19 protein-coding genes and 2 tRNA genes are annotated in these 15,029 nt (G+C 38.3%); 18 read left to right on the plus strand and 3 right to left on the minus strand.

Going from position 1 to position 15,029, the window contains the following annotated elements; all coding sequences use genetic code 11:
- The 17 genes from QZV03_RS00235 to QZV03_RS00315 all read left to right on the plus strand — a co-directional run bounded on the left by QZV03_RS00235 (position 1) and on the right by QZV03_RS00315 (position 12,815).
- A complete protein-coding gene (locus QZV03_RS00235) occupies positions 1–399 on the plus strand; it encodes a hypothetical protein (RefSeq protein WP_296873713.1) in 399 nt (132 codons plus the stop codon).
- Between the two features lie 90 nt (positions 400–489).
- Positions 490–1,983: an anthranilate synthase component I gene (trpE, locus tag QZV03_RS00240; RefSeq protein ID WP_296873714.1), complete on the plus strand. Its 1,494-nt coding sequence runs from the start codon at positions 490–492 to the stop codon at positions 1,981–1,983.
- Positions 1,983–2,567, plus strand: coding sequence for an aminodeoxychorismate/anthranilate synthase component II (locus QZV03_RS00245; protein ID WP_296873715.1), 585 nt, complete (start codon positions 1,983–1,985; stop codon positions 2,565–2,567). Before trpE ends, QZV03_RS00245 begins: the two co-directional genes overlap by 1 nt.
- Positions 2,564–3,571 carry an anthranilate phosphoribosyltransferase gene (trpD, locus tag QZV03_RS00250; protein WP_296873716.1) on the plus strand — a complete coding sequence of 336 codons (1,008 nt, stop codon included), beginning with the start codon at positions 2,564–2,566 and terminating at the stop codon, positions 3,569–3,571. The genes QZV03_RS00245 and trpD overlap by 4 nt, the downstream gene beginning before the upstream one ends.
- 5 nt (positions 3,572–3,576) lie before the next feature.
- Positions 3,577–4,353: an indole-3-glycerol phosphate synthase TrpC gene (gene trpC, locus QZV03_RS00255; RefSeq protein ID WP_296873717.1), complete on the plus strand. Its 777-nt coding sequence runs from the start codon at positions 3,577–3,579 to the stop codon at positions 4,351–4,353.
- Positions 4,346–4,945 (plus strand): phosphoribosylanthranilate isomerase, encoded by a 600-nt coding sequence (locus QZV03_RS00260; protein WP_296873718.1) that lies wholly within the window; start codon positions 4,346–4,348, stop codon positions 4,943–4,945. Before trpC ends, QZV03_RS00260 begins: the two co-directional genes overlap by 8 nt.
- Complete coding sequence (trpB, locus tag QZV03_RS00265; protein ID WP_296873719.1) at positions 4,942–6,126, plus strand: tryptophan synthase subunit beta; 1,185 nt, start codon at positions 4,942–4,944, stop codon at positions 6,124–6,126. Before QZV03_RS00260 ends, trpB begins: the two co-directional genes overlap by 4 nt.
- Positions 6,119–6,892 (plus strand): tryptophan synthase subunit alpha, encoded by a 774-nt coding sequence (trpA, locus tag QZV03_RS00270; RefSeq protein WP_296873720.1) that lies wholly within the window; start codon positions 6,119–6,121, stop codon positions 6,890–6,892. Before trpB ends, trpA begins: the two co-directional genes overlap by 8 nt.
- A gap of 72 nt (positions 6,893–6,964) precedes the next feature.
- Positions 6,965–7,699, plus strand: coding sequence for a proliferating cell nuclear antigen (pcna) (pcn, locus tag QZV03_RS00275; protein WP_296873721.1), 735 nt, complete (start codon positions 6,965–6,967; stop codon positions 7,697–7,699).
- Positions 7,700–7,756: 57 nt separating this feature from the next.
- Positions 7,757–8,545, plus strand: a complete 789-nt coding sequence (locus tag QZV03_RS00280) for a hypothetical protein (RefSeq protein ID WP_296873722.1) — start codon at positions 7,757–7,759, stop codon at positions 8,543–8,545.
- Positions 8,546–8,762: 217 nt separating this feature from the next.
- Positions 8,763–9,041 (plus strand): 50S ribosomal protein L44e, encoded by a 279-nt coding sequence (locus QZV03_RS00285; RefSeq protein ID WP_295610613.1) that lies wholly within the window; start codon positions 8,763–8,765, stop codon positions 9,039–9,041.
- 10 nt (positions 9,042–9,051) lie between these two features.
- Entirely contained in the window at positions 9,052–9,231 is a 180-nt protein-coding gene (locus tag QZV03_RS00290) for a 30S ribosomal protein S27e (RefSeq protein WP_067044971.1), read from the plus strand.
- Between the two features lie 64 nt (positions 9,232–9,295).
- On the plus strand, positions 9,296–10,096 hold the full coding sequence (locus QZV03_RS00295; protein ID WP_296873723.1) for a translation initiation factor IF-2 subunit alpha: 801 nt from the start codon (positions 9,296–9,298) through the stop codon (positions 10,094–10,096).
- Positions 10,097–10,102: 6 nt separating this feature from the next.
- Positions 10,103–10,273 (plus strand): RNA-protein complex protein Nop10, encoded by a 171-nt coding sequence (locus QZV03_RS00300; RefSeq protein ID WP_296873724.1) that lies wholly within the window; start codon positions 10,103–10,105, stop codon positions 10,271–10,273.
- Between the two features lie 6 nt (positions 10,274–10,279).
- A complete protein-coding gene (locus QZV03_RS00305) occupies positions 10,280–11,053 on the plus strand; it encodes a proteasome assembly chaperone family protein (protein ID WP_296873725.1) in 774 nt (257 codons plus the stop codon).
- A gap of 28 nt (positions 11,054–11,081) precedes the next feature.
- Positions 11,082–11,627 carry a DUF2112 family protein gene (locus QZV03_RS00310; RefSeq protein WP_296873726.1) on the plus strand — a complete coding sequence of 182 codons (546 nt, stop codon included), beginning with the start codon at positions 11,082–11,084 and terminating at the stop codon, positions 11,625–11,627.
- A 9-nt stretch (positions 11,628–11,636) separates the two neighbouring features.
- Positions 11,637–12,815: a TIGR00375 family protein gene (locus QZV03_RS00315; protein WP_296873727.1), complete on the plus strand. Its 1,179-nt coding sequence runs from the start codon at positions 11,637–11,639 to the stop codon at positions 12,813–12,815.
- A gap of 3 nt (positions 12,816–12,818) precedes the next feature.
- On the opposite strand, the gene QZV03_RS00320 is transcribed toward QZV03_RS00315, so the two are convergent.
- The 3 genes from QZV03_RS00320 to QZV03_RS00330 form a co-directional block, all read right to left on the minus strand.
- Positions 12,819–12,892 (minus strand) — tRNA-Arg (locus tag QZV03_RS00320).
- Between the two features lie 54 nt (positions 12,893–12,946).
- Positions 12,947–13,020: transfer RNA gene (locus QZV03_RS00325), tRNA-Arg, on the minus strand.
- A gap of 87 nt (positions 13,021–13,107) precedes the next feature.
- Positions 13,108–13,644 carry an endoglucanase gene (locus tag QZV03_RS00330; protein WP_296873728.1) on the minus strand — a complete coding sequence of 179 codons (537 nt, stop codon included), beginning with the start codon at positions 13,642–13,644 and terminating at the stop codon, positions 13,108–13,110.
- Positions 13,645–13,799: 155 nt separating this feature from the next.
- Here QZV03_RS00330 and frhA point away from each other — a divergent pair, with 155 nt between their 5' ends.
- Positions 13,800–15,026: a coenzyme F420 hydrogenase subunit alpha gene (gene frhA / locus QZV03_RS00335; RefSeq protein ID WP_296873729.1), complete on the plus strand. Its 1,227-nt coding sequence runs from the start codon at positions 13,800–13,802 to the stop codon at positions 15,024–15,026.
- Positions 15,027–15,029: the final 3 nt, after the last annotated feature.

Below are 15,029 nucleotides of genomic sequence, written 5' to 3' on the forward strand. Positions count from 1 at the left end.
ATGGATATTAAAAAAATAGGAATTTTACTCATATTTATCGGTATTGTTCTTACTGTTGCTTTTATTAACAACCAGCAGATTTTTGTTCCTGCACTGACCGTAACTGTTCTGGGATTTTTCATGACAGTTTTAGGTTATGTTGTTGACATCAGGAAAAGAAAAATCATCAACGATCAGCTGGATGGGGACATTACAAATGTCATTCAGCCTTTGATTACAAAATATTCTAATCTGAATAAACAGTACAAGCAGGAATTTGAAGGTGACGAATACGTTTCAAAAAGATTGGAATTGAATTCCAGTTTGGAACGTGAACTGACAGAAAACCTTCCTTACCTGGAAAGCAGGGAAATCAAAAAAATCGTCATTCAATTCAGTAAGGAACAGGACAGGATGTAAAAAATTTTTTTTGAAGGTTCAGTAAAATGTACATTTTATGACAACAAGGTTTTAAATAGTACATTATTCAAATTAATTTATAGTGATAATATGTTTTTCCCCAGTTTAGAAGAAGTAAAAGAAATTGCAAAAAATCAGGAATACAAAAGAATACCAGTATATTGCGAACTGTTTTCAGATATAGCAACACCAATTGAAGTATTAAGAACATTAAAAGGCGTCAGCAATCATACATACATGCTGGAAAGTGTTGAGGAGTCAAAGAAATGGGGAAGATATTCATTTTTAGGTTTTGATCCTATTTTGGAGCTTACTTGCCAGAATGGTGAGGTAACCATCAAGGGGGATAAGAATTCAGATACATTAAATGACAATATCCAAACAATTGAAACCCAAAATCCCAGTGAAATACTCGAGGCTTTGCTTAAGGAGAACAAGTCTCCAAAGCTTAAGGAGCTGCCTTCATTTACCGGGGGTTTTGTAGGCTATTTTGCTTATGACTATATCAAATACTCAGAACCGAGCCTTAATCTTGATGCGGAAAATCAGGACAGGTTCAAGGACATGGACCTGATGCTTTTTGACAAGGTCATTGCCTTTGACAATTTCCGCCAGAAAATCGTTTTGATTGTAAACATGAAAACCGATGACTTGGAAAATAACTACAAAAGGGCATGTGACAAGTTGGTTGAAATCAGAGATTTGATAAATGGCCGTAACAGCACCCCTATTCCTCCATTGAAATTGGAATCAGACTTTAAACCTACCTTTTCACGTGAAAAGTTTTGTGATATGGTTGAAAAGGCCAAGGATTACATTTATGAAGGGGATATCTTCCAGGTCGTTCTGTCAAACAGAATCGAGGCGAAAATTTCAGGAAGTCTCTTTGACACCTACCGTGTCTTGAGAACAACAAACCCCTCTCCGTACATGTTTTACTTTTCTAGCAATGACATTGAAATTGCGGGTGCATCCCCTGAAACGCTGGTCAAACTGGAAGACGATAAGCTTTATACATTTCCCCTTGCAGGTACAAGGCCACGTGGGAAAACTGAAGAGGAGGATTTGAAACTCCAGGAAGAACTGTTGGCCGATGAAAAGGAACTTGCAGAGCATAACATGCTCGTTGATTTGGGCCGAAATGACATCGGAAGAATTGCGGAGGTCGGTTCGGTCAGTGTCGACAAATATCTCTCAATCGAGAAATTTTCACATGTGATGCACATAGGCTCAACAGTAACAGGTAAGTTAAGAAGTGATCTGACTCCACTTGCCGCAATAGACTCTATTCTGCCTGCAGGAACCCTGTCAGGCGCTCCAAAGATAAGGGCATGTGAGATAATAAATGAACTTGAGGACAACAAAAGGGGAATTTACGGCGGCGCTATCGGATATGTTGATTTGAGCGGAAACATTGACACATGCATATCCATCAGAATCGCATTTGCACGTAACAACAAGGTTTTCATTCGTTCAGGAGCGGGAATTGTTGCAGACAGTGTTCCGGACAATGAATTTGATGAATGCTTAAACAAGGCGGCGGCCGTTATTGACGCTTTAAAATATGCTGACGGAGGGATTTAATGATTCTTTTAATAGACAATTATGACAGTTTTGCATATAATCTCTACCAGTTGATCGGAGAGATTTCATCCGACATAAAGGTTGTGAGAAACGACAAGATAACACTTGAGGAAATCCAAAAGCTAAATCCTGAAGCGATAATCCTCTCTCCAGGCCCTGGAAAACCTGAAAATGCCGGAATATGCATTGATGTGGTCAGGGAGTTTCACAAAACAATTCCTATTTTAGGGGTATGTCTGGGCCATCAGGCAATATGCGTTGCCTTTGGAGGTACAGTGTCTCATGCAAAAAGGCTGATGCACGGCAAATCATCAGACATTGGCCTTGATTATGACTTTATATTCAAGGGTCTTCCAAACCAGATCAATGTTGGAAGGTACCATTCCCTAAGTCTGGTTGAGGAGACTTTGCCGGATTGTCTGGAAGTTCTTTCCAAATCAAAGGATGACGGCGAAATAATGACAGTCAAGCATAAGCAGTATAACGTTTATGGCCTTCAGTTCCATCCGGAATCCATACTGACACCAGACGGATTGACAATAATGGAAAATTTTTTAGAGAAAGTTGAAAGAGGGATTTTATGATTAAAGAAGCAATTTTAAAAGTATACAAACATCAAGACTTAACTTATGATGAGGCATACCAGACAATGGATGAAATCATGAGTGGAAAAGCAAGCGAAGTTCAAATGAGTGCTTATTTAACTGCAATGTCCATGAAAGGGGAAACCATCGATGAAATCACAGCCTCCGCCGAAGCGATGAGGGCACATTGTGTAAGACTATTGAATGACAAGGAGGTCCTTGAGATAGTTGGAACCGGAGGTGACGGTTCAAATACATTTAACATATCAACAACCTCTTCAATTGTAATATCCGCTGCCGGAATTCCGGTTGCAAAGCATGGTAACAGGTCAGCATCAAGCAAATGCGGAGCCGCCGATGTGCTTGAGGAATTGGGTGTCAATATACACATCGAGCCAGAAAAAAGTTTGAAGTGCCTTGAAGAGATTGACCTGTGCTTCTTGTTTGCTCAAAACTACCACCTGTCAATGAAATACGTTGCAAATGTTAGAAAGGAGCTGTCAATCAGAACAATATTTAACATTTTAGGTCCTCTGACAAATCCTGCCGGTGCGACAATGCAGGTTTTGGGAGTCTATGAAAAAGAATTAGTAGAACCGTTGATTAAAGTATTAAATAATCTTGGTGTGGAATCTGCAGTTTCAGTTTATGGAATGGATGGCATGGATGAGATTTCCGCAAGCGACAAGACATTCGTATGTGAACTGAAAGACGGCAAGACAATGTCCTATGAAATTTCACCGGAATATTTCGGCATGGAAATCGCATCCAAAGAGGATTTGGTCGGTGGCGATGCCAGGGAAAATGCTGAAATCACAATGTCAATACTTAACGGCGAAAAAGGACCTAAAAGAAATGCGGTGCTTTTGAATTCTGCTGCAGGACTATATGTTGCAGGAGCGGTTGATTCCCTGAGGGAAGGTGTTGAGATGGCCGCTGAAATCATTGATTCCGGTAAGGCATTAAGACAGCTTGAAAGATTTATTGAAGTTACTAACAGATGATTTTTATGTTGGATGAGATTGTAGAAAAAACGAAACAGAGAATTGAAGACGAAAAGAAGATCATTACCTTGGATGATTTGAAAAATGAAGTTTCACTCATGAAAATCGAGGATGATTTTCCATTCAAAAGGGCCTTGATGGAAGAGGATATTTCAATCATTGCCGAGGTAAAAAGGGCATCCCCTTCAAAAGGACTGATTGCTGAGGATTTTGACTATCTGGCTATTGCAAAGGAATATGAGGATGCCGGTGCTTCTGCAATTTCAGTTTTAACAGAACCGTACTTTTTCATGGGTTCGGATGATTACCTAAAGGATATTGCGGCAAATGTCAGCATTCCTGTATTAAGAAAGGATTTTGTAGTTGATGAATATATGATCTGGCAGGCAAAAGCCCTTGGGGCATCTGCGGTATTGCTGATTGTTTCCGTATTGGATATTGTGCAGCTTAAGAAATATCTTGACCTTGCACATGATTTGGGTCTTTCAGCCATTGTTGAGACTCATGACGGTGATGAAATCAGACGTGCACTGACGGTCGGCGCTGAAATAATAGGGGTAAACAACAGGGACCTGACAGATTTCACAGTGGATATTGAAAATAGTATCAATCTACGTAGATGTGTCAGCGGGGATGTAGTGTTTATTTCAGAAAGTGGCATTAAGACAAAGGAAGATGTCACCAGATTAAAAGAAAATGATGTTGATGCAGTTTTAATAGGCGAAACTTTAATGAAATGTGATGATAAGAAGGCTATGATTTCGGAGTTGAAGAATGGTTAAAATCAAAATCTGCGGACTTAAAAGATTGGAGGACATTGAAATTGTAAACAGGCATAAACCCGATTATATAGGTTTTGTATTTGCAGATTCAAAAAGAAAGGTTTCTCATGATTTGGCCCGTCAGATGAAAGAAAATCTGGACTCTGACATTGTTTCAGTAGGAGTTTTTGTGGATGCAAGCGCCGATGAGATACTGGGTCTTTTCGATGATGGGACAATAGACATTGCGCAGCTTCACGGCAGTGAAAGTGAGGAGTTCATCAAAAACCTAAAGGATAAAACTGATAATCAATTAAAGATAATAAATGCAATAGAAATGAAAGAATGCATTGACCTTAAAAAATATGACAATTCCGAGGCTGATTACCTGCTTTTGGACAGCGGTAAGGGCAGCGGAAAAACATTCGATTGGAAACTGATCAGAAAGGATTTGAAAAAGGAATTTTTCCTTGCAGGTGGGCTGACAAGTTCAAATATCGCTCAGGCCATTGAGGAGTTCAAACCATATGCTGTTGATTTAAGTTCCAGTCTTGAAACTGACGGATTTAAGGATGAAAATAAGATAAAAGAAATAATGGAGGCTATAAATTGAATAATGGAAGATATGGTGAATACGGTGGCCAATACATATCTGAAACATTAATGAACGAACTGCTCTATCTTGAAGAGCAATACAATCATTACATGAATGATCCCGAATTTGTGGACGAACTCAATACATTATTGAAGGAATATGCAGGAAGACCATCTTTATTATATTACGCTGAAAGAATGACAAAAGACCTTGGCGGGGCAAAAATCTATTTGAAACGTGAGGATTTAAATCACACCGGAGCCCATAAGATCAACAACGTTTTGGGCCAGGTTTTGCTTGCCAAAAAAATGGGGAAGACTCGTGTAATTGCCGAAACCGGAGCCGGACAGCATGGGGTTGCAACCGCTACCGCTGCGGCATTGCTCGACATGGAATGTGAAGTTTTCATGGGTGAAGTTGATACCAAAAGACAGGCTCTGAACGTTTACCGTATGGAACTTCTGGGAGCAAAGGTCCATTCAGTCAAATCAGGAACAAAAACCCTGAAGGATGCGGTCAATGATGCATTCCGTGATTGGATTGCAAGGGTTCATGATACAAACTATGTCATAGGGTCAACTATGGGACCTCATCCTTTTCCGATGATGGTTCGTGATTTTCAGGCGGTAATCAGTGAAGAGGCACGCCAGCAGTTCCTTGAAAAAGAGGGAAGGCTTCCGAATGCAGTCATTGCATGTGTTGGTGGCGGAAGTAATGCCATGGGTGCATTCTATAATTTCATTGATGATGAGGATGTCAGACTGATAGGATGTGAAGCCGGAGGTAAGGGAGTAGACACACCTTACAATGCGGCCGCACTTACAAAGGGTAAGATTGGAATATTCCACGGTATGAAATCAATATTCAATCAGGGCGATTATGGACAAATCGCACCGGTATATTCAGTATCCGCCGGTCTTGACTATCCTGGAGTCGGGCCTGAACATGCATATCTGAGAGATATCGGAAGGGCGGAATATGTTCCTATAAATGATGAGGAGGCTGTTGAGGCATTCGAATACCTCTCAAGAATGGAAGGAATAATTCCAGCTATTGAAAGCGCACATGCAGTTGCATATGCAATGAAACTGGCTCCACAGATGAATGAGGATGAAATAATAATGATATGTCTTTCCGGAAGGGGAGACAAGGACGTAAGGTCAATTGCAGAATACAGGGGAGTTGAGCTAAATGAGTAAGATAGCAAACGCATTCAAAAACGGCACCGCATTCATCGGATTTCTAACAGCCGGGGATCCGACAATTGACAAGACTGTTGAATATATTCTTGCAATGGAAGAGGCAGGATGTGATTTGATTGAAATAGGAATACCTTTTTCAGACCCTATGGCTGAGGGTGTCGTCATTCAGGATGCTAATGTAAGGGCACTTAAGCACAATACCACAACAGATGATGTATTTGACATTGTCCGCCGTGTACGTGAAAAGACAGATGTGCCGCTGGTATTTCTGACATATATAAATCCGGTTTTCTTTTACGGCTATGAAAAATTCTTCAAGAAATGTAGCGAACTGGGCGTTGACGGCATAATATCACCTGACCTTCCATATGAGGAAAAAGGTGAAATTGCAGACATTGCAAAGTCCAATGATGTCGATGTGATATCTCTGATTGCTCCAACCTCAAAGGAAAGGATTCAAAAGATTGCAAATGATGCAAGCGGTTTTATTTATGTGGTTTCCTCTTTGGGCGTTACTGGAATGCGTTCAGAGATAAAGACAGACTTGAATGCGATTTTATCAGATATTCGTGAAGTGACCGATTTGCCTTTGGCGGTCGGATTCGGTATCAATACTCCTCAGCAGGCACAAAATATTGGTAAAATTGCTGATGGGGTTATTGTGGGAAGTGCAATCGTTAAAATAATTGAGAAACATGGTGAAAACGCAGCTGATGCTTTAAGGGAATATGTTTCAGCCATGAAAGAGGCCTCTAACAAATAATCATATTCCAAACATAACCTTATTATATAAGAAAAAATAAATATATACACACTATTAATAAGAGGATTATTTATGTTTAAAGCAGAATTAAGTGATTCTAATATTTTAAAAACCAGTTTTGATGCTATTTCATCAATCGTTGATGAAGTACAAATTCAAACTGACAGTGAGGGCATGAGATTAGATGCCCTAGACCGTAGTCACATAACTTTCGTTCATTTAGAACTTAAATCAAGTTTATTCGATGAATACATTTGTGATGTACCTGAAAAGATTAACATTGATACCGATGAGTTTATGAGAGTTCTTAAACGTGCAAAATCTCAGGACAGAGTTTTAATGACTCTCGATGAAGGTAACTTTATCATTACTTTTGAAGGTGATGCAACCAGAACCTTTAAAATCAGATTGATTGATATTGAGTATGATAATCCAACTCCACCTCAAATATCTCATCCGACATCATTCAAAGTGCGTTTCTCCATCTTAAAAGATTGTATTAACGATATTGACATCTTTTCAGATAAGATTGCATTGCAGGTGGATGAAGATTACTTCATTGCATCAGCTGATGGTGAATTCGGTGATGCAAGCATTAAATATCTGCACGGGGAAAACATTCAAACCCATGAAAAAGCACTCTTCTCTTTAGATAAAATCAGGGAAATGCTTAAAGCAGATAAATTTTCAGAGGAAGCGGAAATTAGTTTAGGTACCGACATGCCGTTAAGCTTAACCCTTAACATGGTAACCGGTGACGGTAAACTCAGTTTCTTACTTGCTCCTAGATTAGAACAAGATGAATAAACTCATCTGTTCGTCTTTTTTTTATTTTTAAAATTTAGTTTTTAGAGATGGTATTAAGTGGATGAATTCTATCAATTATTGCGTAAGGTTCAAAAGAAGGAACGTAACAATGGTACTTTAACTCGTGTAGAGGAGACTTTCTACAATGACATGCATGAATATATGGACGAGTTAAAGCAAGAGGCAATTAATGATCCATTTTCCAAAGCTCCGGCAATGCTTAAGGAAGCACAAATCATTGCTACAGAGATTTGTCAGAGAAGGGAAACCAAAATAGCAAATTCTGCTGTTTTAAATATTCACAGGTCTTACCATTTGTTCACCGGCAAACCTAAATTCGATTTGGTAGACACCACTCCATTGAACTTAACTCCCGAAGAGGAGAAATTCTATTATTCACTTATTGATACCCTTAAAAATCACAGGGTGAACATTTCCCTTGAAAAGCTGTCTGATGATGAGGACGCTCCGGTAAAACCGATCATCAAACCTAAGGAGACTCAGACCACCACACTGACTCCGGAAGTGGATGCCAAACCTAAGGAAGTTAAAAGGGAAGTTAAAAAACCTATCATCAAGCCGCCAGTTCAAGAAAAGCCTATAGCAGATATTGAGGACAATCCAAATGCTATAGATGATCAGGAAGAGTTTTATGATTTCGAATCTCAGAAGTTGGCCAAGGACACCGAACTTGTTACAATGCTTGTTTTTGACGATGTAGGTGCCATTGTCGGTGTTGATGAAAAAGTTTATGGGCCTTTCAGACCTCAGGACATAGTGACCCTTCCATTGGTTAATGCAAAAATATTTTTCAAAAATAGAAAGGGCCGTCAAGTGAAAATTTAGGACTTTTTCCATTACCTTTAAATAACTTAAAAAATAGATATACTAATCGTATCTATTTGTGATATTAAAAAATTATATTTTATATAATTTGGATTTCTGCTACGTGTAGACTTGATGCGTTACAAGGTAGTTTTTATCTCTACGTTTTTTCGATTAAATTGAGTTTAGATAAATTCATAGATAGGTTTACAATGATTTATTAATTTACGGTGAAATAATGAAAATACCAAAAGAAAAAAGAACATACTGTCCTCACTGTAAGAAACACACAGTACATGAAGTTCACACTGCTAAAAGAAGAAAAGCTAGTGAATTAACCTGGGGACAAAGACAATTCAGACGTGTGACTGCTGGTTATAGAGGTTACCCAAGGCCTTTACCTGCTGGAAACAAACCAGTTAAAAAATTAGATTTAAGGCTTAAATGTAAAGAATGTGGTAAATCTCACATTAAACAATCTTTCAGAACAGGTAAACCTGAATTTGTAGCTAAATAAGGTGGTTAACATGGTTAGTAAAGGTAGAGGAAACTTTTTAAAAGTTAAATGTTTAGATTGTGATAATGAGCAAGTAATTTTTGACCGTGCAGCATCAGATGTAAAATGTATTATTTGTGGAAAAACCTTAGTAAAATCCCGTGGTGCTAAAGCTAAAATTACTGCACACATCGAAAAAGTTTTAAACTAGATATCTAGTTTTTAACTTATTTTTTTACTATTTTTTATAATTTTTATTTGATGTTGGTGAGAATATGGTAAGAAAAAGTCAAGAATGGCCTGATGAAGGAGAACTTATCGTAGGTACCGTTTATAAAGTTCTTAATTATGGGGCTTTTGCTAAATTAGAAGAATATCAGGGCAAAGAAGCTTTTATTCATATTTCTGAAGTATCTTCTGGTTGGGTTAAAAATATCAGAGATCACGTTAGGGAAAATCAAAAGATTGTCTGTCGTGTTTTAAGAGTAAACCCAAAAAAAGGGCATGTTGATGCATCCCTGAAAAGAATCCGTGAAGATCAGAGAACTAAAAAAATCCAACATTGGAAAATTGAACAAAAAGCTGAGAAATTCTTAGAATTATCTGCTAAATCTTTAGATAAGTCTTTAGATGAAGCTTATGATGAAGTGGGTTATGAACTCATGGACATCTTCGGAGATGTTTATGGTGCTTTTGAAGCCGCTTCTGATGAAGGTGCAGAATCTTTGACTGAAGAAGGTATCCCTCAGGATTGGGCGGATGCAATTACTGAAGTTGCTAAAAAGAATATTACTCCTCCTGAAGTTCACATCAACGGTTATGTTGACATTGAAACATTCGTACCTGATGGAGTAGATGTTATCATCAGCGCTTTGAAGGCTGCTGAAGACAATGATGAGGATGAAGAGGAAGAAATCAAAGTCCAATGTGTTGGTGCACCAAGATACAGAATCACAGTAAAATCTACTGATTATATTTTAGCAGAAAAAGCTCTTAAATCAGCAGCTGACAGATGCATTGCAGTTGTTGAAGAATCAGGCGGTAACGGTTCATTTTTAAGAGAGTTAGATAATTAGATTCATATGAATATGAAGATGAATAAATGTCCTGCTTGTGGAATTTATACTTTAAAAGAGACTTGTCCTAAATGTGGAGGTCAACTTAAAGTAATTTATCCTCCAAAGTTTTCAGTTGAGGATAAATATGGAAAATACCGACGTATACTAAAAAAAGAAGCAATGAACAAGGAGTAATTTTCGATGAATTATACTGAAATAAATGTCTTAGAAGAAATCGAATTGGATAATCCAGTTTTCATAGAGGCTTTACCTGGTCTTGGACATGTGGGTAAATTGGCTGCAGACCATATCATTGACGAGCTGGGAGCAACCAAGTTTGCTGAAATCTATTCTCCTACTTTCCCGCCTCAAGTTGTCGTGAAGGATGAGGGAATAATTGAAAACATGTATAATGAGCTATACTATCTCAAAGATGTCGGTGAAGACGAGTTGGATTTGATTATTCTTGTAGGTAATACTCAAGCTTTATCTCCAGAAGGACAATACCTTGTTTGTAAGGATACTTTGGACTTTGTCTGTAACTACGGCATTGACAGGATTTACACCCTAGGCGGTATGGTCACTTCTCCACAGCCTGTTGAAAATCCTAAAGTGTTCGGTGCGGCTACTTGCGAGGCCAATGTTGAATTGCTTAAAGAAGCAGATATTGAAATGAGATCCAATGATGGTGGAATCGTTGGTGCTTCCGGATTATTCTTAGGTTTAGGAATCCGTAGAGGAATCGAAGGGTCTTGCCTTATGGGTGAAACTCCAGGTTACTTTATTGATGCTGAAGCCGCTGAAGCTTTATTGAATAAACTGGCATTATTGCTTAATTTTGAAATTAATACTGATAAACTTGATGAAAGGGCTGAAGAAACCAGACAGATGATTGCTAAAGCCCAACAAATGGAACAGGATTTAATAAATAAGGCAAATGCTGGAAATGCAGATGATTTAAGATATATTGGATAATCCATCCAATATCTATTTTACTTTTTTTATGAATGTTTTAGTTGTTCCCGACGCTTCGATGATTGTCATTCCATTGATTGAAAAGAATGGCCATACCTATTTGTCTCCAAGCAATTTTTCACGATATGACAATATGGACATTTGCGAGGGGAATCTGAATTTTGAAAATCTTATTACCAGATACTCTTCAAGTGAACTGCCCTCCGGTGTAAGGTCACGATTATTCTTATTTTCAAAAGTCATTGACAAGGCTGATGCTGCAATAATTATCGGTAAACGTCCTAAAGGTCATAAAAGGATGTATGATGCACTGAACGATTTGATTCTATTTGGAGGCAATTCCTGCAACAATGCACGAAGTCTGATGGTCAAGATTGTTGACGATATGGAAATTCCCACCTTAAAGCTTGCATATCCGACAACACAAAAAGAAATCATTGATTTGATTAGCAAAACAAACGATTTTTTAAGGAATTTCAAATCTTCATCACAACTGGATGTCGATTTAAGGAAAAAGAGATACGCATATCCTTTTCATGATTTCAAAAAAATTTTAAATAATACTATCTTCTAACAGTTAATCATGTTGGTCAATGCTGATTTTCACATTCACAGTTGCTTTTCAATGGCATCATCAAAGGACATGGTTATTAGGAATATGGCTCCAAAATCCAAACTGAAGGGTTTGCAGCTTCTAGGAACAGGTGATGCGTTTCATCCCAAATGGCTGGATATCATTGAGGAGAGCACTGATTATCTGGGTGATGGAATTTACAGTTTTGACGGTATGGATTTTGTTTTGACAACTGAAGTTGAGGCCAAACACAGGATTCATCATGTAATCATAATTCCCGACATGGACATTGCGCGTGAGCTTTCATCAAAATTGCCGTCAAGTAACAAATCCAGTGACGGCAGGCCAAAAACCCGTCTTGGAGGCGCTGAGCTATTGGAGCTTGCACATGACCATGACTGTCTCATCGGTCCGGCTCATGCATTCACACCATGGACCGGAATGTACAAGTCATATGACAGCATATATGACTGTTATGATGCTAAACCTGACTTTGTTGAATTGGGTCTGTCGGCTGATACGGATATGGCGGATACGATTCGTGAACTTAAGGATTTTGTATTTCTTTCAAACTCCGATGCACATTCCCCATGGCCACACAGACTGGGTCGTGAATTTAATCAAATTGAGCTTGAAGATATTTCATATTCCTCAATCAAGAAGGCATTTAAACATAGGGATGTCAAGGCAAATTATGGTCTCGTGCCGAATCTGGGAAAGTATCACATGACCGCATGTACCAAATGCCACAAACTGATTGACCCTGAGGTTGCCCGCGAAAACAAAATGAAATGTTCCTGTGGAGGGACAATAAAAAAAGGTGTTGATTATAGAATTTCCGAAATTGCGGATTCTACTGATCCTGTCCATCCTGAATTCAGACCGGATTACGTTCATCTGATGCCTTTGGCCGAAATAATTTCCGCTGTTTACGGCAAGGGAGTCACTACAAAATATGTGCAGGGAATATGGCAGAAACTGATAGACAATTTCAAAACTGAAATTGATGTTTTGATTAATGTTTCATTGGATGATATTAAAAGGGTTGATCATGAGGTTTCACATGCCATCGAATCATTTAGAAACAATACGATTGATGTTGTTCCTGGTGGTGGAGGACAATACGGTCATATATTGTTTAAAAAAGAAATAAAAAAGCCTAAAGTGGTAACTTTAGACAATTTCTAAAAGCGGACTTGGAGGGATTTGAACCCTCGATCTTAAGATTAGGAGTCTTACGCCCTTCCAGACTAGGCTACAAGCCCAAAAAATTATCAAGCCACAAATATTAATTTGTTTTAAAAAAAGAATTATAAGGACGGACCCGCCGGGATTTGAACCCGGGGTCTTCGGATTAGAAGTCCGACGCCCTATCCAGCTAGGCTACGGGCCCTTATATACAACAATAATAATTTTATTTTTCTTATTATATATATTTAACTATTTAATAAATAAAAAAAGAAAGAATTAAAATAAATATTTAAACTCTTTCAGTACCTCCAGTAGCATCATTAACTCCTATGGAGTCAACAGCATTACCGTCAGCATCGTATATTGTAAATATCCAATATCCGTTGGAATAATAACCGCTTCCAGCATAACATCTGTCTTCTAAAACAGCATCATTTGCGATTGATTTTGCAGTTGAATAAGACATTTGTGTGTTACTTGAACTTCCACTGTCACTGCCACTGTCGCTTGAAGATGAACTTCCACTGCTACTTGAGGATGAGCTTCCTGATGAACTGCCGGATGAGGAACTACCTGATGAATAACTGTCTGAACTGCCTGATTCGGATCCGGTAGAACTGGAACTTCCGTCGGTAGTTGCTACAGATGAACCTGTATTATTCAGGGTAGTATTGTTACCGAGTCCGTTTCCAGTATTATCATTTGCGCCCATACTAGATAAATCTGAAAATATCGGATTGTCACTATTAGTAATACCGTATGCAGTTACTGCTGCAGCGATACATAATACAACAATTATTGAAATGATTATATTTGCTTTATCCATTTTATCCCTCCTGTTTGGTTATAAAATTATAATAATAAAAGTTAGATTTTTATCTTTTATATATATTTCGATTTATAATTATTAAAGAAACTTATTAATAATAAAAAATATATATACTTAATGTTAGTTTCTAATTTATAATTGAGGTGACATATTTGAAAGATAGAGTAGTTATATCCCCTACAACTCGTCAAGAGGGCCATGCCGAACTCGTCATGGAAGTCGACGACGAAGGGATTGTTACAAAAGGTATGTATTTTAGTATAACTCCTGTAAGGGGTTTAGAAAAGATGGTTCTTAGCAAAGCACCTGAAACCGCTCCAGTTTTATGTCAAAGAATCTGTGGAGTATGTCCTATTCCACACACTTTAGCATCAGCTGAAGCTATCGATCAAGCATTAGGTATTGAAATTCCTAAAGCAGCTAGATTGTTAAGAGAAGCTACCTTAGCAGCACACAACATTAACAGTGCAGCTATTCACCACTTCTTAGTAGCACCGGACTTCGTTCCTGAAGACTTATTCGCTACTGCTGTAGACAGCGTAAGTAACGTAAGAAAAAATGTACAATACGTTGTAGACATGATTGCTGGTGAAGGTATCCACCCATCTGATGTAAGAGTTGGAGGAATGGCAAGAAACATTACTCCATTTACAAAAGAAAGATTAATAGAAAGAATGACCGCACTTAAATCCGACCTTGAAGCACACGTTGAATTAATCAAAAACTGTGTTGCTGAAAGTGCAGAAAAAATGGGTATTCCAAAAGATTTAGGTGTAGTTAACCAACCATTACTCGCTGTACACCCAACTTATGGTGTAAATGAGTTTGATATGGATGCATTTTCTGAAGTTTTACCTGAAGCTTGGTATGACGACCCTGAAGTAGGTAAAAGAGGATGTTCTGTAATTCCATTAATCAACGGAACCAATGTTGAAACAGGTCCTAGAGCAAGAATGGAAAAATTCCAAGGATTCAAAGACAAAGGTGTAATCGCTCAACACGTTGCACGTGCTGACGAAATGTTGAAAAACTACGACGCATGTTTAGAAGCATTAGATGCAATTGATCCTGCAGCATCTGCAAGAGCAGACTACGATCCTAGAGGTACTGGCGAACTTGGATTCGGTATCATCGAAGGTCCTAGAGGAACCAACGCTCACATGGCAAAAGTTGAAGATGGAAAAACCAAATTCTACTCTGCAATTGTACCTACCACTTGGAACATTCCAACTATGGGTCCAGCTACAGAAGGATTCCATCATGAATTTGGTCCACACGTTATCAGAGCATACGACCCATGTTTATCCTGTGCTACTCACGTGATGGTAGTTGACGATGAAGACAAATCCATTCTCAAAAACGAAATGGTGAGAATCTAAGTT

This window comes from uncultured Methanobrevibacter sp., from assembly GCF_902788255.1.
Taxonomy (GTDB): Archaea; Methanobacteriota; Methanobacteria; order Methanobacteriales; family Methanobacteriaceae; genus Methanocatella.

What these genes read in the sequence shown, in the direction of transcription:
- QZV03_RS00235 (WP_296873713.1), top strand. Translation starts at nt 1, where the DNA reads ATGGATATTAAAAAAATAGGAATTTTACTCATATTTATCGGTATTGTT.
- trpE (WP_296873714.1), top strand. Translation starts at nt 490, where the DNA reads ATGTTTTTCCCCAGTTTAGAAGAAGTAAAAGAAATTGCAAAAAATCAG.
- QZV03_RS00245 (WP_296873715.1), top strand. Translation starts at nt 1,983, where the DNA reads ATGATTCTTTTAATAGACAATTATGACAGTTTTGCATATAATCTCTAC.
- trpD (WP_296873716.1), top strand. Translation starts at nt 2,564, where the DNA reads ATGATTAAAGAAGCAATTTTAAAAGTATACAAACATCAAGACTTAACT.
- trpC (WP_296873717.1), top strand. Translation starts at nt 3,577, where the DNA reads ATGTTGGATGAGATTGTAGAAAAAACGAAACAGAGAATTGAAGACGAA.
- QZV03_RS00260 (WP_296873718.1), top strand. Translation starts at nt 4,346, where the DNA reads ATGGTTAAAATCAAAATCTGCGGACTTAAAAGATTGGAGGACATTGAA.
- trpA (WP_296873720.1), top strand. Translation starts at nt 6,119, where the DNA reads ATGAGTAAGATAGCAAACGCATTCAAAAACGGCACCGCATTCATCGGA.
- pcn (WP_296873721.1), top strand. Translation starts at nt 6,965, where the DNA reads ATGTTTAAAGCAGAATTAAGTGATTCTAATATTTTAAAAACCAGTTTT.
- QZV03_RS00285 (WP_295610613.1), top strand. Translation starts at nt 8,763, where the DNA reads ATGAAAATACCAAAAGAAAAAAGAACATACTGTCCTCACTGTAAGAAA.
- QZV03_RS00290 (WP_067044971.1), top strand. Translation starts at nt 9,052, where the DNA reads ATGGTTAGTAAAGGTAGAGGAAACTTTTTAAAAGTTAAATGTTTAGAT.
- QZV03_RS00295 (WP_296873723.1), top strand. Translation starts at nt 9,296, where the DNA reads ATGGTAAGAAAAAGTCAAGAATGGCCTGATGAAGGAGAACTTATCGTA.
- QZV03_RS00300 (WP_296873724.1), top strand. Translation starts at nt 10,103, where the DNA reads ATGAATATGAAGATGAATAAATGTCCTGCTTGTGGAATTTATACTTTA.
- QZV03_RS00305 (WP_296873725.1), top strand. Translation starts at nt 10,280, where the DNA reads ATGAATTATACTGAAATAAATGTCTTAGAAGAAATCGAATTGGATAAT.
- QZV03_RS00310 (WP_296873726.1), top strand. Translation starts at nt 11,082, where the DNA reads ATGAATGTTTTAGTTGTTCCCGACGCTTCGATGATTGTCATTCCATTG.
- QZV03_RS00315 (WP_296873727.1), top strand. Translation starts at nt 11,637, where the DNA reads ATGTTGGTCAATGCTGATTTTCACATTCACAGTTGCTTTTCAATGGCA.
- QZV03_RS00330 (WP_296873728.1), bottom strand. Translation starts at nt 13,644, where the DNA reads ATGGATAAAGCAAATATAATCATTTCAATAATTGTTGTATTATGTATC.